Raw genomic sequence first — 22,297 nt, 5'->3', positions numbered from 1 at the left:
CCCCATGCCCTCGACTGTCATGCCCACGTCCATGCAAGGTGACGGTCCGCGGCCGCCCGCAGCCGTCTCCGCCACAGGTCTGCGCAAGTCCTACGGCGACAAGACCGTCCTCGACGGCATCGATCTGCACATCCCGGCCGGCTCCGTGTTCGCGCTGCTCGGCCCGAACGGCGCCGGCAAGACCACGACCGTGAAGATCCTCTCCACCCTCGTCACCGCAGACGGCGGGCAGGCCCGGGTCGCGGGCCACGACCTCGCCGGCGACCCGCAGGCGGTGCGGGCGGCGATCGGCGTCACGGGGCAGTTCTCCGCGGTGGACGGTCTGATCACCGGCGAGGAGAACATGCTCCTCATGGCGGACCTGCACCACCTGCCCAAGCGCCAGGGGCGGCAGGTCGCCGCCGAGCTGCTGCGGCGCTTCGGCCTGGCCGAGGCCGCGAAGAGGCCCGCCTCCACCTACTCCGGCGGGATGAAGCGCCGTCTCGACATCGCCATGACGCTGGTCGGCGATCCGCGGATCATCTTCCTGGACGAGCCCACCACCGGCCTCGACCCCCGCTCCCGCCACACCATGTGGGGCATCGTCCGCGAGCTGGTCTCCGACGGGGTCACGGTCTTCCTCACCACCCAGTACCTGGAGGAGGCCGACGAACTCGCCGACCGCATCGCGGTGCTGCACGACGGCAGGATCGCCGCGCAGGGCACCGCCGACGAGCTGAAGCGGCTCGTCCCCGGCGGGCACGTACGCCTCCGCTTCCTGGACCCGGCCGCCTACCGGTCCGCCGCCTCCAGCCTGCCCGACGCGACCCGGGACGACGAGGCGCTGGCCCTGCGCCTCCCCAGCGACGGCAGCCAGCGCGAACTGCGCTCACTCCTCGACGGGCTGGACGCCGCCGGCGTCGAGGCCGACGAGCTGACCGTGCACACCCCCGACCTCGACGACGTGTTCTTCGCCCTCACCGGAGGCACCGACCAGCCCAAGGAGGCCGTCCGATGAGCTCCCTCGCCCTGGCCGTACGCGACTCGTCCACGATGCTGCGCCGCAACCTCCTGCACGCCCGGCGCTACCCCTCCCTCACCCTGAACCTGCTGCTCACGCCGATCATGCTGCTGCTGCTCTTCGTGTACATCTTCGGCGACACCATGAGCGCGAGCATCACCGGCGGCGGCGCGGACCGCTCCGCCTACATCGCCTACCTCGTCCCCGGCCTGCTGCTCATGACGATCGGCAGCACCACGATCGGCACCGCGGTGTCCGTCTCCAACGACATGACCGAGGGCATCATCGCCCGCTTCCGCACCATGGCGATCCACCGCGGCTCGGTGCTGGTCGGACACGTCGTCGGCAGCGTCCTGCAGTCGGTGCTGAGCGTGGTCCTGGTCGGCGCCGTCGGCGTGGCCATCGGCTTCCGCTCCACCGATGCCACGGTCTGGGAGTGGCTCGCGGCGTTCGGGCTGCTCGTGCTGTTCGCCACGGCGCTCACCTGGATCGCGGTCGGCATGGGCCTGGTCAGCCCCAACGCCGAGGCGGCCAGCAACAACGCGATGCCGTTGATCTTCCTGCCGCTCATCTCCAGCACCTTCGTCCCGGTCGACGCGATGCCGGGCTGGTTCCAGCCGGTCGCCGAGTACCAGCCGTTCACGCCCGCCATCGAGACGCTGCGCGGGCTGCTGCTCGGCACCGGGATCGGCCACAACGGCTGGCTCGCCGCCGCCTGGTGCCTGGGTCTCTCCGCGCTCGGCTACTTCTGGTCGAAGTCGGTCTACAACCGCGACCCAAAGTAGCGCGGACGCCCACGGCCCGTCCCCCCGCGGGGCGGCGTGCACCGACCCCCTCGTCGGCGCACGCCGCCCCGCCCGCGTCCGCCCCCGGTCGCCGCAAGACGCCGCCGGCCTGCGGGGGTCGCCGTACCCCGCCGCCGTACCGGAAGACCGCCCGGCGTCCCGCCCGACAGACCCGCACACCGCCGCCCCGTGCCCACAGCGCCTGCTCCGACGAAGCGTTCCGCCCACCCGGGCACACCGCCCCGCGCCGCCGAGCCGGACCCCGCCGGCCACGCGCGCCCCGCCGGCCACGCGCGCCCCGCCGCACCCGCCGGGGTCCCGACCACGCCGCGCGCCCCGTTCACCCGACTCCATCGGGCACGAGAAGTCGGGTCCGGCACGGCAGGCGCTGCCTAACGTCGTGGACGTCACAAGGCGTCACAAGGAAGGAGGCCGGGCATGCTGGAGCGGCTGAACCAGGCCATGGAGCACATCGAGCGCCGTCTCGGCCAGGACATCGAGGCCGGCGAGCTGGCCCGCATCGCGGCCACCTCGGAGTACCACCTGCGCCGGATGTTCTCCGCGCTCGCCGGCATGCCGCTGTCGGAGTACATCCGGCGCCGCCGGCTCACCCTGGCGGGCGCGGAAGTGCTCGCGGGCCGCGAGACCTTGCTGGACATCGCGGTGCGCTACGGCTACGGCTCCGGCGAGGCGTTCGCGCGGGCGTTCCGTGCCATGCACGGCATCGGACCGGGCGAGGCCCGGCGCACCCGGGCCGAACTCAGCTCCCAGCCCCGGATGGCCTTCCGCCTCACCGTCGAAGGAAGCAGCAGTATGCGATACCGAGTAGTGGACAAGGCGGAGTTCACCGTCGTCGGGCTCAAGACCCGGGTGCCGCTGGTGCATTCGGGACCCAACCAGGCGATCGTCGACTTCGTCCGCGGGATCGACCCGCAGACGCTGGAGCGCCTGGAGAAGCTGTCGGACCAGGAGCCGCACGGCATCGTCGCGGTCTGCGACGACCTGGACCCCAGCCGCGCCGAGGGCACCGAACTCGACTACCACCACGGCGTGATCACCTCCGCGCCCGCCCCCGAGGGCACCACCGCGCTGACCGTCCCGGCCGGCGCCTGGGCGGTCTTCACCACCTCCGGCCCGGTGCCGCAGGCCATCCAGAACCTGTGGCGGGACGCCTTCACCGAGTGGTTCCCGTCCAACCCGTACCGCGGCCGGCCGGGTCCGGAGATCCTGCGCACCCGACTGTCGCCGGACAGGACCGAGGCCGACGCCGAACTCTGGCTCCCGGTGGAACCCGAACACGGCTGAGCCCCTCGGGGAGGCGTACGCGAACGCCCCGGCCGGCCTTCCGGGCCGACCGGAGCGCTGCACGTCTCCCCGGCTGGGCGGAGGCGGCGTTGCGCACAGCCGGCAGACGACTCACCGACGGACACACGGACCCCACGACCACCGAACCCAGCACGGCCCCGCCCTGCGCCGCCCAGGAGGCGCAAACGGTTCATTAGCTCACCGGTTCCAGCGGCCGCCGCTTTCCTTCTCCCGGCTCGCCCCGATCAGCGAGAGCACCCGAGCACCAGCCGAGCCCCCAGCCCCAGCAGGGCGCAGTGCAGCGGGAGACAGGCGGACCATCCCGCGGCGTTGCGCGGCCCGTACCGGACCACCCGGAGACGCGAAGCCACTGATCTTGCTCAGCGCGGCCTTGATCCTGCCCCAGGACACCTGGGCGCCTTCACGGCGGTCGCGGGCCTGCTGAGCTATGGCGTTTGCCGCCCGCTCGAACTCGACGCTGCTGAAACTCGCCAGGTCGGGCCACGCCGCACTGCCGTCCACTCGGGTGCCCTTCGCAACCGTGTACGGTGCCAAGGGCATCTGGCACGGCTCTGCGGGGGAACGTTGGATCTTCGGCATCAGACGGCGAACTTCGTCAACGCGTCCTGGTCGATGGTGGGGCTGCGTGACCTGATCTACGAGATGCTCAGCCTGCTCTTCAAGGAGCTCGGCGAGAACGGTGGCATGGCCGGCGACGATGAGGCGGGCCGGGCTTTCGCCAAGGTCTACAAGGAAGCCGTCACCACGGTGTTCGACAAGGCCGGTTTTGCTCACCAGGTCATGGCCAACGGCGCGGGCGCCCTGCTCAAGTCGGCGGAGGTGTTCCTGAAGCAGGACAGCAAGCTCGCAGCGCAGCTCCTCGGGAAGAGCCCGCACGGGCGGGGGATCGCCCCGCAGCCGTCCGGACCGGACTGCAATTCGCGTGCCAGCCACAATGCGGAGGACCTGCCTGAGGTCGTCGGTGAAACCAGCGGGCTCGACCAGTACCTGTTCAACGAGCGTTTCCTGGGTCAGCCGCAGAAGCTCCGTGCCGTGGCCAAGGCGTGGCGTGAGGCGTCCAAGATCCTCGAGGACGCGTACTGGGACTCCGAGAGAGCCTGGAAGACCGCGAACTTCGACCAGGTGGGTGACACCGCCGAGGCGGTCGATCGCTTCTTCAAGAAGTTCGTCGGCAAGAATCCGCCGCCCGGTGAGGTCAGCGAGGAAGAGACCCTCATGGCCAACCTTCCGGTGGCCTGCAAGATGATCGCCAACGCCTGCGACGCCTACGCCGATCACATAGAGACCGCCAAGCGGCGGCTGCCGTACGAGCAAACCTCCCCCACCGGCGAGTTTCTCTGGCCGTGGGAAGAGCCGCGGTTCGGAGGAGACGGCCACGACGGCGGTCTGCATGAACTCATCGCCGGCGACATGCGGATATCAGCCCTGGGCAAGATCCCTGGCGCCCTGGACAGCTCCAAGTCACGCGTGCCCATGCCGCAGCCGGACAACGGAGGTTTCGTCCCCGGCGTGCCCCCGTTCCTGGGCCCGCTGATCCGTGTCCCGACCCTCGTCCCGGTCGCCTACCGTCCGGCCAGCGGTCCCCGCGTCCAGCCGATCCCTCCGGCCACGCCACCAGACCCACGCTTTCCGCCGCTGACGGCCGGAGGACAGCACAACTTCCAGACCTGGCTGAACTCGCTGCGCCAAGGCGACGTATCGGGTGGCAGACCGGCCGAGGTCGCCTACCAGCGGCGCGTGGCCGGCTACCCCGAGTACGAGGTCCCCATCCCGCCAGGGATCAGCAAGAGCAACACCCTGATGGTGGATGGCTTCCGAGACCTCGACGGCATGGCGATCGAGGCCAAGTACGTCAACAGGCCGAACCAGCGCTGCTACCGGTCTCTTGAGGAACTCCGCGCGAACCACGAGACGGGGAAGAAGGACTTCCTCTACCGGTCGGACCGCGAGGAGCTCAAGAAGTACGCGGCCGCCCTCAACGACCCCCGGAACACAGAGATGCGGGGAGTCGAGACCGTCACCAACAATCAGGAGTCGGTCCAGTACTGGCGCATCATGATGGCCGCCTACGGCGTCAAGGGCAACGCCCGCTACGTCCCCTGATCCCACCACCCGCCGCAGAGGAATCACCGCACACCATGGAACCGGACGAGATCGCCGAACTCCGCACGATGTACATCTTCACGCCGCCGGCGGGCCACACCTGGGGTCTTACCTACGACAGTCTGGAAGCCGTACTGCGCGAGCGAGACCCCGACGAGTTCATCCGCGTCGATGACGGGACCGACGGCCCCGTCCACGGCTCGTCCATGCACTTCGGCATCACCCTGGACGACGAGCAGCTGGAAGGCATGGCCCTGCTGTCTCCCGAGGGCGTGTCCGTCAAGGACTGCACCGCCCACACCGCGGCCAGGTTCGTCCTGTGGCTCAGGGACAACGTGGTGCCGGCAGGCATGGCCGTCCTGTTCAACACGGAGTGGGGCACCGAGGCCGGCCTCCCGGACGCTCCCGTCCCGGACGCCCCCCGTCCGCGCATCGCCGCCGCTTTCGTGGAGCACCTCGCGGAAACCGGAGACCTCGACTGAACCGGCGACTCACCTGGTGTGAAGCTGCGTGCCTCCGGAAGCGGCGAGAGTGGCCTCCGTCCCGTCCGACACGGACATGGGGGCCGTGGCACGACCCCTGAAACACGCCGAAGGACCAGCCCGGCAGGAGATCCACTTGAGCTGTCCCATTTTTCTGTGCCCCGCACTATTCGCTCGGTCCCTCGACGGGTGCTGCCTGGTTCCCGCTGTTCCCCGCGCTATCTAGTGCGGTTGTGAGTGCGGTGCGTCGGCGTTCGGGCCCAGGGGCCTGCGCTGAGCCGACGAGTCGGCTGATGATGTCGCGGGTCCGTGCTCTCAGCTCGTCCAGCTCAGCTCTGGCGTCCGCCTTCGGTAGCTCCGTGATGTCCGCAAGCACGTCTTCCGCGGCCCGACTCAGCCATCCCATCATCCGTCAACATCTGAACCCGGAGGAGCCTCCTGGGCGCTGGAGCGCAAGTCGTAGGCGCGGATGCGCACCGCGTCGGAGCCATCCGGTGGCGGCTGCTCATGTTCACAGAACCACAGATGGATCAGACAGCGGCGATAGTTGACCAACGCGCCTGCGTAGGCGGAGTACCCTCCGCCCATCGCTGAGACAGAAGGAACGACCTGCCGATCCGCCTCTCTACAGGGATCGGTCACCGGGAGTTATAGGCCGCCGTTCGGTTGCTGTGGCTGCTGTACTTGGTTGCTGCACACGTCGGGCACCCCAGCAGCGATGCGGGTGGGGGCGCCGTGCACTCAGCTCACAGGGCGTCGATCTGCCAAGCAATGACGCCGGTTGCTCCCTTGGCGCCGTCGACGTTGATGCGGACCAGCTTGTCGGCAGGGATGCGCCCCTGAACCACGGACTCATCGCATGGCACCGTGGCCTCCGAGCCCGCGTGCGCAGGCACGAACTCCAACCGCGCGCTGCCGCTGCCGGCGCACACCAGGCTGAGCCGGTAGGTCTTTCCTCTGCCGAGTCCGGGCTCGGTGTGGACACCGTCGGCCACGCGTTCCACGCCGGCCTCGACCAGCGTCCCACCGCGGACGGCAGCAAGGGCCGCCTGGGCGTGCTCGGTAAGCTTCCTTTCCGACGGCTCAGCGACTTTGCGAGGCGAGCTCGACGCAGGCGACGGGGAAGACTCCACTGCGTCGTTCCCACCGCTCCCGGACATCGTGCACGAGGTGAGCAGCAAGGCCGACAGCACCACAGCGCATCCGGCGAGCCGTGCGGCCCGATGGCTCGAACAGGTCATGACTTGGTCACCAGTACTTGCAGCCGGTTTCCTTGGTCGGCAGGACCGCCGTACCCGTGACCGATCTCCCGAGGGGCCCCGCAGCCGCTGCCGACGGATCGGTACCTCTTCCAGTTCACCGTGTAGCCCCAGGATCCGTACGGCAAGTGACCATATTCGTTGCGACTGATTTCGTGCGTACAGGCATGACCTGTGGTGACGGATACGCTGCCGGCCACCTTGACGGAGGTGATCAGCGGGGCGGAGGGCCGGGCCGCTGATCCGCCTCCGAGAACACCGGTGATGCCGGAACAGAGACACGCCCTTCAGCGGTCGCCTCCTCGCACCGGCTGCCCTCCGAGACTCGGCCTGCCGGTGTCGGGTGTGGTGTCGTATGAGTGCGGCATGCCGACTGGCGGCGGCGCGACGAAGGGCTGGTAAGAGGCATTCGGCGCCGGTGGTGCGGGTGGTGTGGCTGCCGGGAGTGCGAGGCGCTGCGGGCGGTGACGGCGGGCAATGCGCAGGACGATCGCGGCGTAGACCAGGACGGTCACCATGTCCGCGAGGGCGAGCAGCCAGGGCGCGTCGGCGGCGGTGTCGTCGGAGGACAGTCCGTCGACGACTGGCGGAGACACCGAACGCGAGCAGGTTGTTCAGGACGTGCAGGGCGATGGCGGCTTCCAGGCCGCCTGTGCGGATGGTCAGCCATCCCGCTACGAGGCCGAAGAGCAGCAGGTCGGTGAAGCCCCACGTGGTGCCCCAGCCATGGGCGGCGGCGAACAGCACGGCTTGTGGGAGCACAGCGAGCCACGGGGAGCGCAGGAAGGCGCCGACCGCCTGCGTCAGCCAACCCCGGAAGACGTACTCCTCGGCTGCGGCCTGCACCGGAACCAAGACGGCGAGAACCGCCAGGGAGGTGAGGAACGACCGCCAGCCGACCCATACGGCGGGCTCTGCGGAGGCGGAACCGTCGTCGGGCAGGAGAACCGTGGCCAGTGCCAACAGGGTCATCGGGAGGAGGGCGGCCAGCAGGCACCGGGCCAGCCAGCGGATGCGCAGTCGTCCGCTGACCGACGACAGGGTGCCGGCGGGGCGTCGCTCGGTCCACCGTACGACGAGCAGGATGAAGGGCAGGGCGATCGCGATGTACGTCAGGTCCAGGGCCGTATTGCGCAGCGGTCCCAAGTCCACCCCGCCGTCAGGTAATTCCGGGTATCCGGCTGCCGTTCCGAGGGCGTAGGCGAAGAGGTACAGCAGGAGGACGAGCACGAGCCAGCTTGGGAGGAACAGCATGGTGCCGAGCAGCGGCCGCCACCAGCGTTGCCGGCCGGTGCGGCATCCCATGCGGTGATACGCGAAGCCGGCGAGGTCCGGAGGTGCAACTGTCATGATCGCCAGCATTCCAACCACGGAGCAGGCCGGGCGTCCACCCGGAGCACGAATACCGCTCCGTCCAGGGGCGGATGTTCCGGTTCCTTTCCAGACATCGGTAGGCCGGGCCGCTCCTGTCGGCCTTCTGGGAGCCGCTTCCGTCACCGGTGTGACGCTTTCGTGCGCCCGCGCGCTGTTGCCTACAGGAGTGACTCAGGGCGGCAATGCAGGAGTTGAGCGGAATCTGAGGTTTCGGGGTGGCGGTAGCAGCCAGTCCGGTTTGTTCCCCCTGCTGGGCGTTTTGCTGTAGATCGCCTCTATCTGCCCGCCCTTTTCGCGAAGATTTTCCCTTTTCTCCGTTCGGAGCAAAGGAAAGCTTCCGGGTATATGTGTTTCAAGATCTGGCAATGATGATCGAAAGAGGACTAGGTTCTTCGGCGCCCCCGGCACAAAGAATCCGGGGGTGCGGGCACCGCCCTTCCCGACGCACACGGTTTCCAGGCCATCAGTGCACCGGAGGCAGCGCCCGCACCGTCTTACCCGAAGGACCACGATAGTGAATCGTCGGCATATCCGCATGAGTGCGGTCGCTGCTCTGGCCGCCCTCACTCTGGGTGTCGCTGGCACCACCGCGGCGCAGGCCACCGAGCGCCGCGAGACGGCCGCTGCCGCCCCCGCCACCGATGACTGGGGACCGGAGTTCGAGTTCTCCTCGCACGAGGCCTTCGTCAGCTACCTCGACTCCGCCGAGGGCCAGCAGCTCCTGCGAGAGGAAGGCCTCACCCAGGCGGAGATCACCGCCGTGTACGCCGGCGACGACGTCGCGGCCAACGGCTTGCTGGACAAGCTGAAGAAGAAGGCCCTGAAGAAGGCCTTCAAGGCGCTGCCCGACTCATGGCAGAAGAAGCTGACCGACTGGGCGAAGAAGGGCAAGGGCTACTTCAAGGAGAAGTGGAACTCCCTTCCCGGCTGGGTGAGAAAGGCTCTGACCCTGGGCGGCGCGATCTCCGTCAAGACGGCCATCGAATGGCTTATCGACATCATCCTGTGAGGTAGCAGGTCACCTGATGCGGCCCCTCCCCCGGGGGCTTCACCACCCATGTGCGCCCCACGGTTGTTCCCTGCCGTGGGGCGCACTTCCATGCCGACACCTACCACGCTTCGGAGGCACCTCATGACCCATTCCGGTAGCCCTGAGAGGGACCGGGAGTTCAACCCGGCTCAGTACATCGCCCCCTACCTGCTGCTCGTCATCGGCAACGCAGGAGTGCGGAACGCGCCGATGAACGACCGGCCCGTGCTGTTCTGGGTGTTCACGGCGATCGCCGCACTCGGCACCGTTTCCGCTGTGGTGCGACTCCGGCGCATGTGGAACACCCATCAGCGACGAACCCTGCCCGCATGGACACGATTCCTCGGCCTGCTCCTCGCCCTGTACGGGCTGTACGTCGTCTACTGCGTCGTCAACGGCATGACCGAATAGACCGAAGACGTCGACGAGAGCGCACTGACCGCGAACAGCCTGGGGTAAGCAGTCACCGGCAAGCCAGGCGGAGGTTGGACCCAGACCGCGCACGTCACGCGCCTCACCGGGAGCCAGAACCACACCCGAGGAGCCGCCGGCGGAGACCAGGCCTACCGCCGCCGAGACCGCCGCCTCCGCCACCGTCACGACGAGCCGGACCAGCGGACCGTCGGCAGAGGCCCGCACCACGGTCGAGGGGGCATCCCCGCCGCGGCTGCGCCAACGGCTGGCCCGATCCAAGCTTGGTACACGAGCGCCGGCCGCCGGGCCCTGCCCGCCACCGGCGGCACCCTCACCGAGTAGCTGACCCATCTGTAGGGCGAGGACAAGAGCCCGGTCACCATGGACCAGGCGCTGGCCTCCATCGCTGTCGCTCACGTCGACGGCAAGGCGTTCGGTCAACGCGGCTGTACGAGCTGCGGATGTCCGGGAGGCAAGGTCGTAACGGACCGCTAGCTGCTGCTGTCTGCCGTCATTGATGTCAGGTGTGGATGTCAGCCTGACCGAGGCACGATGTTCACCGCCCGGTAGTCGTACCCGTCTTGCTTGAAGCCAGGGGCTTCCCACTGGAGGTCTACTCGCTGTCCCGGCGACAGCGTGTGAAACCCTTCCATATGGATGTGGGAGTAGTGGCCCCAGCAACCTCCGGGTGTTTCCGGGGAGTCGAGCACGCCCCACCCTTCCTCGTCGCGCCACTCACGGACAATCGCAGTCACCATGCGGGGAACCTTACGGGTCCCGTCTGCGCTGGTGTATCGGGACCTCGGCGCGGGAAGCTGCGATCATGGGGGCCGGTATGTGCGCTGACCTGGTTGAACGGCCTGAGCGTAGCGTCGTCGGGCGCGGCGGCTTACACGGTGATTTCCGGCTGCTCCCCGCTGCTCTGGTGCGGTACTGGTGCAGGCAGTGGGGTCCGGAGGCGATCAGCTGATCACACTCCCTTCCCGGCCCCACTCCCTCGTCCGGGATGCCCGCCTGCCGACGCTCGGCACACTGTGGGCGCAAGGGATCGTGGCCGGGCGACGGCTTGCGGCTCACCCCTTCCAGCGTGGTCCTCCGGGCTGTTCCCGGTGGGACGTTCTTCATGGGCCTGTCCGGCGCGGCGTCGCCGACGTGCGTCGCTTCCTTGTCCGCCTGGCGGAGAAGACCACTGCGGCGACGGCGAAGCACCGCGTGCTGCGGTCGGCGCTGTCCTCCGCCTGTCGTGAAGAGCTGACCGCGCGCAACGTCGCCGAGTTCGCACCCGCACCGATAACCGGGACCTGAAGCCGTGGAGCCTGGACGAGACGCTGGACTTCCTCGCCGGTCTCGCAAGAACCCGCTCTATGAGGTTCGCGTGCTCGCCATCGCCATGGGCCTGCGTCGGGGTGAGATCGTCGGTCTGTGCTGGTCGGACCACGACTCGACAACCGCGTCTCGTACGTCCGCCAGCAGACGCAGCGCCGGGGCGATCAGTACGACGACGATCCCAAGAGCCGTCGTCGTCGGGTCGTCCCGCTGCCCGCGCTCTGCATCGCGCCACTGCGCTGGCACCGGATGCGGCAGGCGGCGGCTCAGGCGAAGGCGGGGGAGACCTGGCATGAGTTGGAGTACGTCTTCACCACCCGTACCGGGCGCCCGGTCGAGCCGCGGAACCTCTACCGCTCCTTCACCCGCGTCGCCCGGTCCGCCGGCCTCCGGGTGATCCGGCTGCACGACGCCCGGCACGGCACGGCGACGCTCCTCACGGCAGCCGGGGTCGCGCCTCGTGTCGTGATGGAGATCCTGGGCCACTCGCAGATCAGCATCACCATGGACGTGTACACGCACGTCGTGCAGGACACGCAGCGGGAGGCCATGAGCCACATGGACCGGCTGCTCAGGAGCCGTCCGGGCCTCGGCTGACCGGCTGCCGTCGCTGCCGGTGCAAAAGGTGGGAGCCCCGACCGTGATCGGTTCCGGGGCTCCGTGGTGTGTCAGGCGATGGTCTCGGGGCCTCGGCGCTCGACCAGTTCGCGTGCCGCGCGAAGGGCTTCTTCCTTGAGCTGCTCTAGCGGGACGCCCCAGCTCTCGTCCCAGTCCGCCAACTGGATGGCACACGTGACGACCGACCGCAGTTCCTCGGGATAATCGAGGTCCAACGCCACTTCGGCCCAGATCAGGTCAGCGCCCGTAGCCGGATCCAGGGAACCGTCCACGACCTGATCGGCCAGCCAGTAGGCCAGGGCCCACTTGGCGGCGGTCGGGTCCGCGGGCGCCTCGAAGCCGATCCCCAGTTCTTCCGCGACCTGGTCGAACAGTTCTCGGGCCTCATGCTCCTCCCGGCGTCCGAGGCCGGCCAGAAGCGGGAGCGATGGTGAGTCGACGTCGGCCAAGAGCGCGTCCAGAGCCGCTTGGATGAGGCGGTCGGAGCCGACGTGCCGACCGAACGCACGTGCCTGCGCGAGTGCCCTCAACTGCTTGAGCGCCTGGTCCTTGGTGACACCTGACACGTCCCGTCCCCCGTTGATGTCAGACCTGGATGTCAAGGGCCCCGGACCATGATCGGTCCGGGGCCTTTCGCCTGGTGCCCCCGGCAGGATTCGAACCTGCGACACCCGCTTTAGGAGAGAGGCTGGGTATTTCTCGGGCCTGAGCTGTGGCTTTGCTGGCCGAGGCAGCGGGCGGCTACCTGACCGCGGGACGCCGGTGTTGACCGCTGTTGCCCCCTTCATCTGGCACAGTTGTGGCACGAACCTCAGCCGACGACAGCCAGCCGCGACGGCGGGTGCGCCGGGCGACCAGGCGCGCGTGTGACTGGCTGCGCCCCCACCGGCGTCCACCACGCTGCCAGTGCTATCGGCCAGAGCAAGCCGCGACGACCACGCGATGACTGGGCCTGAGCCCTCAGCTTGGGAGGCTCGGGGAGACCTCACGGGCGGTTGCATCGTCGAGCAGCGGTGGGGCGGCCCCAGTGCCTCCTGAACGGGTGCCACGAAGGACGCGCCGAACATCGCGACCACGTGCTGTGCGCCCAGACCCACGGTACGGGGCCAGGAGAGCCGTTCGTCGGGGCGTACCACCGCCCGCCTGCCCCCGTGTTCCTCGCCAGTGCCCACCTGATTCGGCACGGAGCTGACACACCTGTCCCGGCTGTCACCTAAGGCCGGAAACTTCGCTTCCGGACACGTAACTGCGGAAACGTAGGTACGGTAGGCATTCATCGCCAGGCTCGGCGTGGGGCGAGTGTAGTGACACGGAGGGGCAATGGACAGGGTTACTCGCGGGTTGATGGAGAGTTGGGCAAAGGATGCGGGAGTCGGGCATCTGAAAGAATACGTCGCCTTCGAGCGCTTCGTTAACTTTATCGTCCTCTCGCGCCACCACGACCAGCAGTTCAGCGTTGAAGATTTCTCCTGCGGTGACGACGGAACGCTCGGAATCGATGGCTTTGCGCTCTCCATTAACGGTGAACTCGTTTCCGATATGGCGGAATTGGAAGACGCGCTTTCGGGTGGCGGGGCAATCGAAGCCTCGATCACGTTGACGCAGGTGAAGACGTCGGCGAGTTTTGACTTGGGCGATCTGAGCATCTTCTCGGACGCCTCGATTACTCTGCTCACAGAGGATGAGCCTCCTCACCCCAACCTAAAACTGCAGCAGAAGATGCTCCACAGGGTCTTTGATGAATCGAGTCGTTTTCGCGAGAACCCTGTATGTCGCCTCTACTATGTGACCCTTGGTGCATGGAACAACCGTGGTCCCATCGTAAAAAAGACGAAAGACACCGAAAAGCGGCTCCTTGGGTCGAACTTGTTCTCGCGCGTCGATTTTCACGTGTGGGGCGCCAGTGAAGTTCAGAGGAATTGGCGCGCTATCGACTCTGCCCTTGAAGTGACAGTTCAGTTCGAGAATCGAACCACGCTGCCTGAGGTGGAAGGGGTGCGTGAGGCGTACCTTGGGGTTCTTCCGGGAAGCGAGTTCATTAAACTCGTAACCGACGACGAAGGGGAAATCCGCAAGACGCTCTTCTTCGATAACGTCCGCGACTTCCAAGGTGAGACCGATGTAAACGCGGATATCAGGCAGACGCTGGCATCAGGTGACCGTAGCCGGTTCTGCGTCCTCAACAACGGGGTCACAGTAGTTGCGCACGACCTTAAGTCCACGGGCAATCGCCTGACCCTGATTGACTTCCAGGTCGTGAACGGGTGTCAGACCAGTCATATCCTTCATTCCGAGCGAGACAATTTGGAGGGCGTATACGTCCCATTTCGCTTGATCGTCACTTTGGACGATGACGTAGCTAAGAGCATCACGAAAGCGACCAATAAGCAGGGTCAGGTAACTAAAGAAAACCTCTTCGCTCTATCAGAGCTGCAAAAGAGGATCGAAGCCTACTTCAACTCGTTCGAGGCGGAGCCCGGTAAGCGGATCTACTATGAACGACGTTCGCGGCAATGGTCAGGTTCTGCTCAGGTTCGTGGCACGTGGAGGGTGATCTCCCTCCGTAACCTAATGCAGGCTTTCGCTTCGCTTTACCTCAGGATTCCTCACACGGCTGCACGTTATTACGGCGACCTTCGCAACCGTGTGGGCAACGACGTCTTCTCCGACTCCCACAATGAGGCCTACTACTATTCCGCAGCCTACGCGTTCTGTAAGCTCGATCACTTCTTCAGGAGTGGAGCGATCGCACGGGAATTGAAGCCTGCCCGATATCACCTTCTGGCCGGGGTGCGAACCATTTATTCTGGGTCGAGCGCTCCAGAAAGAGTCGAGAGTATCGACAAGAAGGCAGAAAAGGACTGTAAGCCTTTCAATGCTTTCTTGTGGGATGACGATCGCTATCTCGCAGCCGTCCAGAATTGCGCCGAAGCGCTGGTGAAACTTGCTGGCGGTCAAGAGATCAACCGCGACTTTGGGCGCACGCGGGACTTCACCGAGCAGTACCTTTCTGAGCTACTCAAATAGCGCTCGCGCGCTAGATAAGGGGGCGGTGAAGCGGCTTTGGGCTGGAGTTTCAATGACCGAGTCAAGGCTGCGGTCGCCCTCCACCCGTGAGGACGCACCTCGTCCCGGAGATCGTCTGTGCCTCAGCCGACGAAAGTCAGCCACGACGGCGGGCACGCCGACCGATCAGGTGCGCGTGTGTCTCGCTGCAGCCCCACCGGCCTCAGCCACGCCGCCGGCTTTGTGGCCATGCTCAAGCCGTCTGCGTGATGGGCGGGGCGGGGGTGAAGGCCCGGTCGTCGTGCAGGAGGGCCCACAACACACTGGTGCGGCGTCGTGCGAGGGCGATGACGGCTTGGACGTGTTTGCGCCCTCGCCGCGTTGCCTCTGGTCAGGTAGGCGAGGGCCCGTTCGTGTTCGGCCTCGTCCGTCAGCCAGTGCTGGCCCGGCTGTGCGTATGCAGCGTCGAGCTGGTCGGTGATGTGCTGCGTGCGCTCGCGTAACCAGCGCAGTGCCAGGCGTGGGCTCGTGGCGTCGTGTGATCCCAAGGGGATGCGGCGCCGGGACATCGACCTGGAGGGGCTGACCGTCATCGTTCGTCGGACTCAGGCCGAGTTGCAGGACGGCCGGCTCTTCGACAAGGCACCGAAATCCGCGGCTGGGGTGCGCTCCGTCTCCTTCCCGGCCGAACTGCTCGACGCGGTCACGCACCACCTGGAGCACTTCGCCGCTCCCGGCCGCGACGGGCACGTCTTCGTCGGGCCGCAGGGTGGGCAGCTGCGGCGGAGCAACTTCCGGGACGACTGGGTCAAGGCCCGGGAGGCCGCGGGCGTCACGGCCGAGCTGCACTTCCACGATCTTCGGCACACGGGCAACACGCTGGCCTCGACGGCCGGGGCCAGCACGCGGGAGCTGATGACGAGGATGGGACACAGCAGCTCCCGGGCCGCGTTGATCTACCAGCACATGACCAGCGACCGGGACCGGGCCATCGCCGACCGGCTTGGGGCCATGATCCGCGACGGTGGGGGAGGGGCTTCCGGCTAGGGGAAGTGGCTTCCGCGTGGCATTAGTGGCACGCGTGTGGCACGACCCCGGACACGACGAAGGGCCAGCCTGGGAGGTAACCCTCCTGAGCTGGCCCTTCTCTCTGTGCCCCCGGCAGGATTCGAACCTGCGACACCCGCTTTAGGAGAGCGGTGCTCTATCCCCTGAGCTACGAAGGCGGGGCTTGCGTGGCGCGGCGGTGGGTCGCGCTGCGGCAAGGTGGACCGCCGGTGAGGGCGATCCCTGACAGGGTAGCGGATCGGCGTCCGGTGGTGGGGACGGTGTCAGGGGGTGGGGCCGAGGGGGCGGTGCGGGGCGGGGTGGATCCGGCCACGGTCGAGGGTGAGGATCTCGTCGGCGGCGGTGAGGCCGGACCGCTCGTGGGTGACCAGGAGCGTGGTGCGGCCCCGGGTGGCGTCGAGGATGTCGGCGAGGACGGCGGCGGCGGTGTCCGGGTCGAGTCCCTCGGTGGGCTCGTCCAGGACGAGGACGGGCGGGTCGGCGAGCAGGGCGCGGGCCAGCAGCAGGCGCCTGCGCTGGCCGCCCGAGAGGGTGGCGCCGTCCCCGCCGACCAGGGTGTCCCAGCGGTCGGGCAGCGACTCGATCCAGTCCAGGAGCCGGGCCCGGCGGGCCGCGTCGGCCAGGTCGGCGTCGGTGGCGTCGGGGCGGGCCAGGAGCAGGTTGGCGCGGATGGTGGTGTGGAAGACGTGCGCGTCCTGGGTCATGCCGGTGATCACGCGGCGGACGTCGGCGCCGGCGCAGTCGCGCAGTTCCCGGCCGCCGACGCGGATGCTCCCCCCTTCGTACGGGACGAATCGCATCAGCGCCGCGATCAGCGTCGACTTGCCGGATCCGCTCGCCCCGCGCAGGACGACCCGGCGGCCGGGCGGCAGCCGCAGGCTCACCCCGTCCAGTGCCGGCGGGCCGTCGGGACGATGGCGTACCCGCAGGTCGGTGATGGTCACGCCGAGCGGCTCGGTGGCGGTGAGCGGGGCCGCGCCGGGCGGGTCGGTGACGGGGGGCGGTGTGTCCAGGAGGTCGGCGAGCCGGTGTGCGGAGGCCCGCACCGCGGCGAGGCGGCGGGCGGCGCCGGGCAGCGGAGCGAGCGCCTCGAAGGAGACCAGGGCCAGGACGGCGAGGACGGTGAGGTGCACGGCGGGCAGCGTGCCCGCCGCGTGCGCGCGCAGCGCGAGCCAGGTGACGCCGACGGTCGCGCCGCCCTGCAGCAGCAGTACCGCGGCCGAGGCCAGCGACGCGGTGAGGGATCCCCGGCGCTCCAGTGCGGCGATCCGGGCCGACGCGCCGGCGGCCCGCTCGTGGGCGCGGTCGCGGGCGCCGTACGCCGCCAGGTCGGCCGCTCCTTGAGTCAAGTCCAGTGTGGCGACAGCGAGTTCGGCGCGCGCCGTCTTCTCGGCGCGGCCCGTGCGGCGGGACAGGGCGAGCACCAGCGCGGGCACGAGGACGCCCCCCACGGCCAGGAGCAGCCCGAGCAGCGCGCCCGCCTGCGGCAGCAGCAGCGCGGCCGTCGCGGTGGCGGTGGCGGTGACCGCGCAGGCGGCCGCGGCGGGGATCATGACCCGCAGCAGCAGGTCCTGGGCGGCGTCGACGTCGTCGACGAGGCGGGTCAGCAGGTCGCCGCTGCGGAAGACGGGAGCGCCCGACGGGGCGAGCGGCACCAGTGCCTGGTAGATCCGGGTGCGGAAACCGGCGACGGCGCGCAGCACGCCGTCGTGGCCGAGGAGCCGGTCGGTGTAGCGGAGGGCTCCGCGACCCAGGGCGAGGGCCCGTACGGCGACGACCGCCACGCTCACCGAGGTGATGGGGGGCTGCTGCGCGGCGCGGGTGATCAGCCAGGCGGCGGTGGCCATCAGCGCGGCGGCGGCCAGTTCGCTGCCGGCCGCGGCGAGCGCGGCGGGCAGCAGCCTGCGCCAGTACGGCAGCAGGTGGCGCAGGAGGCGGACGGTGGGGCGGGGCCCGCCCGCCCGGACCGGGGCGTCGGCGTCGGCGTCGGCGGAGGCTTCGGAGGCTTCGGCCTCGGTGAGCGGGGTCATGAGGCCAGGTGCCTTTCCGCGTGGGCCGGTTCGGGTGTGGACAGAGTCCCCGCGCGCACGGTCACGATGCGGTCGGCGTGCGGCAGCAGGCTCGTGCGGTGGGCGACCACGAGGGTGGTCCGGCCGCGCATGAGGTCGACCGCGGCGCGGGTGACGGCGGCCTCGCTCTCCGGGTCGAGGTGGGCGGTGGGTTCGTCGAGGAGCAGCACGGGAGCGTCCTTGAGGAACGCGCGGGCCAGCGCGATCCGCTGGCGCTGGCCGGCGGAGAGCCCGGCGCCCTGTTCGCCGAGCACGGTGTCGTACCCGCGCGGCAGTTCCGCGATGAAGCGGTCGGCCGCGGCGGCGCGGGCCGCGGCCCTGACCTCGGCGTCGGCGGCGTCGGGGCGGCCGAGCCGGATGTTGTCCGCGACGGACGCCGCGAACAGGTGCGGGCGCTGCGGCACCCAGGCCACCTGGGCGCGCCAGGCGTCCTGGTCGAGGTCCGCGAGGTCCGCGCCGCCGACCGTGACCCGGCCGGACGCCGGGGCCGTGAAGCCGAGGAGCAGCGACAGCAGCGTGGACTTGCCCGCGCCGCTCGGGCCGACCAGGGCCACGTGTTCGCCGGGGCGGACGGTGAGCGAGACGCCGCGCAGGGCCGGTGCGGGGCGGTCCGGGTAGGAGACGGTGACGTCGTGGAGGCGAAGGTGGGCCGTACGGGCGTCGGGGGCCGGGGCCCGGCCGCCGGCCCCGGCCGCGGGGCGGTCCTCGGCGGTGGGGTGGTCCTCGGTGGTGGGGCGGTCCTCGTCGTCGAGGACGGCGAAGACCCGCTCGGCCACGGCCATGCCCTCGGCGCTGTCGTGGAAGGCGGCGCCCGCGGCGCGCAGCGGCAGGTACGCCTCGGGGGCCAGGAACAGCACGGTCAGGGCCGTACGCAGGTCCAGCTCGCCGCCGAGCAGCCGCAGCCCGACGGGTACGGCCACCAGGGCCACGGAGAGGGTGGCGATCGTCTCCAGGACGAAGGAGGACAGGAACGCCACCCGCAGCGTCCGCATGGTGGCCCGCCGGTGGGCGTCGGCCATCTCGCCCACCACCCGGGTCTGGTGCACCTCGCGGCCGAACGCGCGCAGCGTCGGCAGTCCGGACACCACGTCCAGGAAGTGGCCGCCGAGCCGGGACAGCAGCCGCCACTGCCGGGCGGTGCGCTGGGCGGTGTGCATGCCGATCAGCGCGCCGAACACGGGGATCAGCGGCAGCGTCACCAGGACGATCAGCGCCGAGGTCCAGTCGGTCCACCCCAGATGGGCGACGACGGTGAGGGGGACCACCGCGGTGGCCGTCATCGTGGGCAGGTAGCCGACGACGTACGGGTCCAGGGCGTCCAGGCCGCGGGTGAGCAGCGTGGCCGTCTCGCCGTGGCGGCCGGCCGCCAGGCGCAGCGGTCCGGTGTGCCGCAGCCGGCCGGTGATCCGGTCCCGCAGCGTGCGTTTGGCGTCGGCCGCGGCGCGCTGGGCGAGGGCGCCGCGGGACCAGGTCAGCAGCGCGCGCAGGGCCATGACGGCGGCCAGCGCGGCCGGCGGGCCGACCCGTACGGGGTGTCCGGCGAAGCCGTCCGCGAGGATCCGCGCCAGCAGGGCCGCCTGGGCGACCACGAGCCCGGCGCCCAGCAGGGCCGACACCGTGCAGCGGGTCATGTGCCGTCGCAGCGCCGGGACTTCCCGCATCAGGCGGCGTTCGACCGGTTTCATCCTGGGGTCCTTCTCGTCGCTACGGTACGGCGGGTCGCGGGTCGCGGGTCGCGGGTCGCGGGTCGCGGGTCGCGGATCGCCGGGTGGCGGTCCGGGTGCGGCACGTCGGGGCAGGGCGCCCCCGGCCGCCGGTCAGAAGTAGCTCGGGTGGCGGTGGCCGGTGCGGCCGCGGAAGGCCCACCAGCTCCACGCCTGGTAGGCGAGGACCGTCGGTATCACCACGATGCCGAACCCGGACAGAATCTTCAGCGTGGCCCTGTCGGTGACGGCCTCGCCGATCGTCAGTCCCGCCCCGGCGGAGCTGATCAGCACGTACGGGTAGTGGCCCGCCCCGAGGAGCAGCACGGGCAGCAGCGTCGCGCAGCAGGTGGCCGCGAAGGCCAGGACGCGGTGCCCCTGGGACAGGTACCACCAGGCGCCGGCGAGCGCCGCGGCGAGCAGCACGGCGATGATCACCGAGGTCGTCCGGTTGGTCATGGAGGCGCCCGCGCCGAACAGGGTGAGCAGCAGCGCGAGTAGTCCCGCGGCGGCGGCCGCGCGCACGAGCCCCGCACCCAGCCGCCGTGCCGTGGCGGCGAGTCCGGGTTCCGAGCGCAGTGCCACGAAGGCCGCGCCGTGGGCGGCGAAGAGCAGCACGGCGGTCACCCCGCAGCTCAGCACGAACGGCGAGAACACGTCACCGGCCCCGATGTGGAAGCTCCCGTCGGCGCGGCGGGGCACGCCGTGCAGCAGCAGGCCCACGACGAGCCCCCAGCACAGCGCGGGCAGCGCGCCGCCGAACACGATGAGCGCGTCCCACCGGCGGCGGCCGCGGGCGCTGTCCGCGCGACCGCGCAGCTGGACCGCGGCGTTGCCGAGGACGAGGCCGGCGAGGAGCGCGACGATCAGCGGGTGGAGGCCGGACAGCAGGCTGCCCTCCAGGTGCGGGAAGGCGCCGAACAGGACGCCGGCGAAGGCGACCAGCCAGACCTCGTTGCCCAGGAAGAACGGGGCCATCGCGTCGAGGGCGGCGTTCCGGCCGGCCGGTTCCTCCTTGCGGCCGTCGGGGGCGGCGAGGAAGGGGTGCAGCATCTGTACGCCGTAGTCGTAGCCGCCGAGCACGAAGTACCCGGCGAGCAGCAGGCCGAGCAGGCCCAGCCAGAGAGTCTCCAGACTCATGTCGTCCAACTTTCCGTCTCAGCAGCGGGGTTGAGCCGGCGCGCCGAGGCCGGCCGCGGCCTGCGCCGGTTGCAGCCTGCGCCGGTCGCGGCGGGCGGCGGCGCACCGGACCGTCGCGGCGGGCGGCGGCGCACCGGACCGTGGCGGCGGGCGGCGGCGCACCGGACCGTCGCGGTGGGCGGCGGCGCACCGGACCGTGGCGGCCGGCTCAGAACGCCGGGACCGCCCGTTCGCCGTCGACGCCGCTGTCGGGTACGTCGTCGGCGAGCGGCTCGGTGTCGCCGAGCCGGGTCGCGTCCGGGCCGCGGCGGGCGAAGCGGGTGATCAGGCTCCAGTTCGTCACCGCGAGCGCCGCGAAGACGGCGACGAACACGGTGCAGGACACGGCGAGGGAGGTCCTGCCGACGTGGGAGAGCGCGTCCTCGACCGTCAGCCGGCCGTAGACGATCCACGGCTGGCGTCCGACCTCGCGGAAGACCCAGCCGCCCACGGCGGCGACGAAGGGGAACGGGATCATGGCGGTCATCAGGTACGCCAGCGGGCGCCAGCGCACCAGCCAGTCCTTCCACAGCAGGAAGACGGCGATGAACGTGATGGTGGACACCGTGTTGCCGATGACCGTCATCGAGTCCATCGCGATCCGCAGCCAGTCGTGCGGCGGGACGTAGTCGCCGGGCCCGTGCTCGCGGACGAGCTGCGCCTGCAGTCCGGCGACGCCTTCGCCGTTCAGGGCGGCCATCTTCATGGGCTGGGTCCGGTCCAGCACCGGGACCTGCATCTGGCCGACGACGATGACGAAGAAGGAGGCGAGCATGCCGGCCCAGACGCCGAGGCGCAGGGAGCCGCGGAACAGCTCGGTCTCCGTGGTGCCGCGGGCCAAGTGCCAGGCGCTGACGCCGGCGACGAAGACACCGCCGGTGGTGAAGGCGGCCAGGGTGAGGTGGGCGAGGGCGACCAGGGCGTTGGGGTTGGTGAGCAGCGCGCCGAAGTCGGTCAGGTAGGCGACGCCGTCGCGGACCTCGTAGCCGACGGGGTGCTGCATGAAGCCGTTGGCTACGAGGATCCAGAAACCGGAGGCGTAGGCGGTCAGCGCGACCAGCCAGATGAGCGTCACGTGCACACCTGCGCGCAGCCGCCCCCAGCCGAAGATCCACATGCCGAGGAAGGTGGACTCGGCGAAGAAGGCGATGAGGGTCTCCAGAGCCAGCGGGGCGCCGAAGACGTTTCCCGCGAACGCGCTCAGGCCGCTCCAGCTGAGCCCGAACTGGAACTCCATGACGAGGCCGGTGACGATGCCGACCGCGTAGTTGATGACGTAGAGCTGGCCCCAGAAGCGGGTCATCCGCTCCCGTACCGCTCTGCTTGCGGGATCACGGGTGAACGCGGCCCGGGTGTGCATGATCGCCACCAGGGGGACGAGCCCCATGGTGAGGATCACGAACAGCCAGTGGACGCTGGTCGTGGCCGCGAACTGGAATCGGGCCAGATCCGCAGCGCTCATGATGCGACCTTCCTGGAGGGACGGCGGCCGGCGGGACGTCGGACGGGTGGGGGGCCTCGCGTCGCGTGTGCGGCTGCCGGACGCCGTTCGCCG

At 69.6% G+C, this 22,297-nt stretch carries 17 protein-coding genes, 2 tRNA genes and 3 pseudogenes; 10 read left to right on the top strand and 12 right to left on the bottom strand.

What is annotated here, in order from left to right; translation table 11 throughout:
- Positions 1-4 precede the first annotated feature (4 nt).
- From ABZ261_RS24985 to ABZ261_RS24975, 3 genes are all read left to right on the top strand, one after another.
- Positions 5-997 (top strand): ATP-binding cassette domain-containing protein, encoded by a 993-nt coding sequence (locus tag ABZ261_RS24985; RefSeq protein ID WP_356862761.1) that lies wholly within the window; start codon positions 5-7, stop codon positions 995-997.
- Complete coding sequence (locus ABZ261_RS24980) at positions 994-1,785, top strand: ABC transporter permease (protein WP_356862759.1); 792 nt, start codon at positions 994-996, stop codon at positions 1,783-1,785. Before ABZ261_RS24985 ends, ABZ261_RS24980 begins: the two co-directional genes overlap by 4 nt.
- 438 nt (positions 1,786-2,223) lie before the next feature.
- Complete coding sequence (locus ABZ261_RS24975) at positions 2,224-3,090, top strand: AraC family transcriptional regulator (protein WP_356862757.1); 867 nt, start codon at positions 2,224-2,226, stop codon at positions 3,088-3,090.
- Positions 3,091-3,288: 198 nt separating this feature from the next.
- Here the strand turns inward: ABZ261_RS24975 and ABZ261_RS24970 are convergent, their stop codons facing one another.
- Complete coding sequence (locus ABZ261_RS24970; RefSeq protein WP_356862755.1) at positions 3,289-3,612, bottom strand: hypothetical protein; 324 nt, start codon at positions 3,610-3,612, stop codon at positions 3,289-3,291.
- 63 nt (positions 3,613-3,675) lie between these two features.
- On the opposite strand from ABZ261_RS24970, the gene ABZ261_RS24965 reads away from it, so the two are divergent.
- Together ABZ261_RS24965 and ABZ261_RS24960 are read left to right on the top strand one after the other, a co-directional pair.
- Positions 3,676-5,214, top strand: coding sequence for a restriction endonuclease fold toxin-2 domain-containing protein (locus ABZ261_RS24965; protein WP_356862753.1), 1,539 nt, complete (start codon positions 3,676-3,678; stop codon positions 5,212-5,214).
- 35 nt (positions 5,215-5,249) lie between these two features.
- Positions 5,250-5,696, top strand: a complete 447-nt coding sequence (locus tag ABZ261_RS24960) for a hypothetical protein (protein WP_356862751.1) — start codon at positions 5,250-5,252, stop codon at positions 5,694-5,696.
- A gap of 746 nt (positions 5,697-6,442) precedes the next feature.
- On the opposite strand, the gene ABZ261_RS24955 is transcribed toward ABZ261_RS24960, so the two are convergent.
- Positions 6,443-8,317, bottom strand: a complete 1,875-nt coding sequence (locus tag ABZ261_RS24955; RefSeq protein ID WP_356862749.1) for a CPBP family intramembrane glutamic endopeptidase — start codon at positions 8,315-8,317, stop codon at positions 6,443-6,445.
- Between the two features lie 547 nt (positions 8,318-8,864).
- Between ABZ261_RS24955 and ABZ261_RS24950 the strand changes: the two genes are divergently transcribed.
- Together ABZ261_RS24950 and ABZ261_RS24945 are read left to right on the top strand one after the other, a co-directional pair.
- Positions 8,865-9,338, top strand: coding sequence for a hypothetical protein (locus ABZ261_RS24950; RefSeq protein ID WP_356862747.1), 474 nt, complete (start codon positions 8,865-8,867; stop codon positions 9,336-9,338).
- A gap of 123 nt (positions 9,339-9,461) precedes the next feature.
- Positions 9,462-9,770 carry a hypothetical protein gene (locus tag ABZ261_RS24945; protein WP_356862745.1) on the top strand — a complete coding sequence of 103 codons (309 nt, stop codon included), beginning with the start codon at positions 9,462-9,464 and terminating at the stop codon, positions 9,768-9,770.
- A 536-nt stretch (positions 9,771-10,306) separates the two neighbouring features.
- Here the strand turns inward: ABZ261_RS24945 and ABZ261_RS24940 are convergent.
- Positions 10,307-10,531 carry a cold shock domain-containing protein gene (locus tag ABZ261_RS24940; protein ID WP_356862743.1) on the bottom strand — a complete coding sequence of 75 codons (225 nt, stop codon included), beginning with the start codon at positions 10,529-10,531 and terminating at the stop codon, positions 10,307-10,309.
- 382 nt (positions 10,532-10,913) lie between these two features.
- On the opposite strand from ABZ261_RS24940, the pseudogene ABZ261_RS24935 reads away from it, so the two are divergent.
- Positions 10,914-11,696 (top strand): annotated as a pseudogene (locus ABZ261_RS24935) (site-specific integrase); the annotation flags it as partial.
- 71 nt (positions 11,697-11,767) lie between these two features.
- Here the strand turns inward: ABZ261_RS24935 and ABZ261_RS24930 are convergent.
- Positions 11,768-12,283 (bottom strand): hypothetical protein, encoded by a 516-nt coding sequence (locus ABZ261_RS24930; RefSeq protein ID WP_356862815.1) that lies wholly within the window; start codon positions 12,281-12,283, stop codon positions 11,768-11,770.
- Positions 12,284-12,355: 72 nt separating this feature from the next.
- Positions 12,356-12,434, bottom strand: a tRNA-Arg gene (locus ABZ261_RS24925).
- 627 nt (positions 12,435-13,061) lie between these two features.
- Between ABZ261_RS24925 and ABZ261_RS24920 the strand changes: the two genes are divergently transcribed.
- On the top strand, positions 13,062-14,744 hold the full coding sequence (locus ABZ261_RS24920) for an AIPR family protein (RefSeq protein WP_356862742.1): 1,683 nt from the start codon (positions 13,062-13,064) through the stop codon (positions 14,742-14,744).
- Positions 14,745-14,976: 232 nt separating this feature from the next.
- On the opposite strand, the pseudogene ABZ261_RS24915 reads toward ABZ261_RS24920, so the two are convergent.
- Together ABZ261_RS24915 and ABZ261_RS24910 are read right to left on the bottom strand one after the other, a co-directional pair.
- Positions 14,977-15,096 (bottom strand): annotated as a pseudogene (locus ABZ261_RS24915) (IS110 family transposase); the annotation flags it as partial.
- A gap of 16 nt (positions 15,097-15,112) precedes the next feature.
- A pseudogene (locus ABZ261_RS24910) lies at positions 15,113-15,316 on the bottom strand (hypothetical protein); the annotation flags it as partial.
- Here ABZ261_RS24910 and ABZ261_RS24905 point away from each other — a divergent pair.
- Positions 15,252-15,770 carry a tyrosine-type recombinase/integrase gene (locus ABZ261_RS24905; RefSeq protein WP_356862741.1) on the top strand — a complete coding sequence of 173 codons (519 nt, stop codon included), beginning with the start codon at positions 15,252-15,254 and terminating at the stop codon, positions 15,768-15,770. The pseudogene ABZ261_RS24910 and the gene ABZ261_RS24905 overlap by 65 nt on opposite strands.
- A gap of 106 nt (positions 15,771-15,876) precedes the next feature.
- Here the strand turns inward: ABZ261_RS24905 and ABZ261_RS24900 are convergent.
- The 5 genes from ABZ261_RS24900 to ABZ261_RS24880 form a co-directional block, all read right to left on the bottom strand.
- Positions 15,877-15,949 (bottom strand) — tRNA-Arg (locus tag ABZ261_RS24900).
- 105 nt (positions 15,950-16,054) lie between these two features.
- Positions 16,055-17,821, bottom strand: a complete 1,767-nt coding sequence (gene cydC / locus ABZ261_RS24895; protein ID WP_356862739.1) for a thiol reductant ABC exporter subunit CydC — start codon at positions 17,819-17,821, stop codon at positions 16,055-16,057.
- Positions 17,818-19,545: a thiol reductant ABC exporter subunit CydD gene (gene cydD / locus ABZ261_RS24890; protein ID WP_356862737.1), complete on the bottom strand. Its 1,728-nt coding sequence runs from the start codon at positions 19,543-19,545 to the stop codon at positions 17,818-17,820. Before cydD ends, cydC begins: the two co-directional genes overlap by 4 nt.
- A 132-nt stretch (positions 19,546-19,677) precedes the next feature.
- On the bottom strand, positions 19,678-20,703 hold the full coding sequence (gene cydB, locus ABZ261_RS24885; protein ID WP_356862735.1) for a cytochrome d ubiquinol oxidase subunit II: 1,026 nt from the start codon (positions 20,701-20,703) through the stop codon (positions 19,678-19,680).
- Between the two features lie 208 nt (positions 20,704-20,911).
- The gene (locus ABZ261_RS24880) at positions 20,912-22,204 is read right to left on the bottom strand and encodes a cytochrome ubiquinol oxidase subunit I (protein ID WP_356862733.1); all 1,293 of its coding nucleotides are present in this window, start codon (positions 22,202-22,204) and stop codon (positions 20,912-20,914) included.
- Positions 22,205-22,297: the final 93 nt, after the last annotated feature.

Origin of the sequence: Streptomyces sp. NPDC006193 (assembly GCF_040613915.1) — a bacterium.
Classification (GTDB): Bacteria; Actinomycetota; Actinomycetes; order Streptomycetales; family Streptomycetaceae; genus Streptomyces.
The sequence above is the reverse complement of the archived record's forward strand: the minus strand, read 5'-3'. Positions and strand labels throughout refer to the sequence as shown.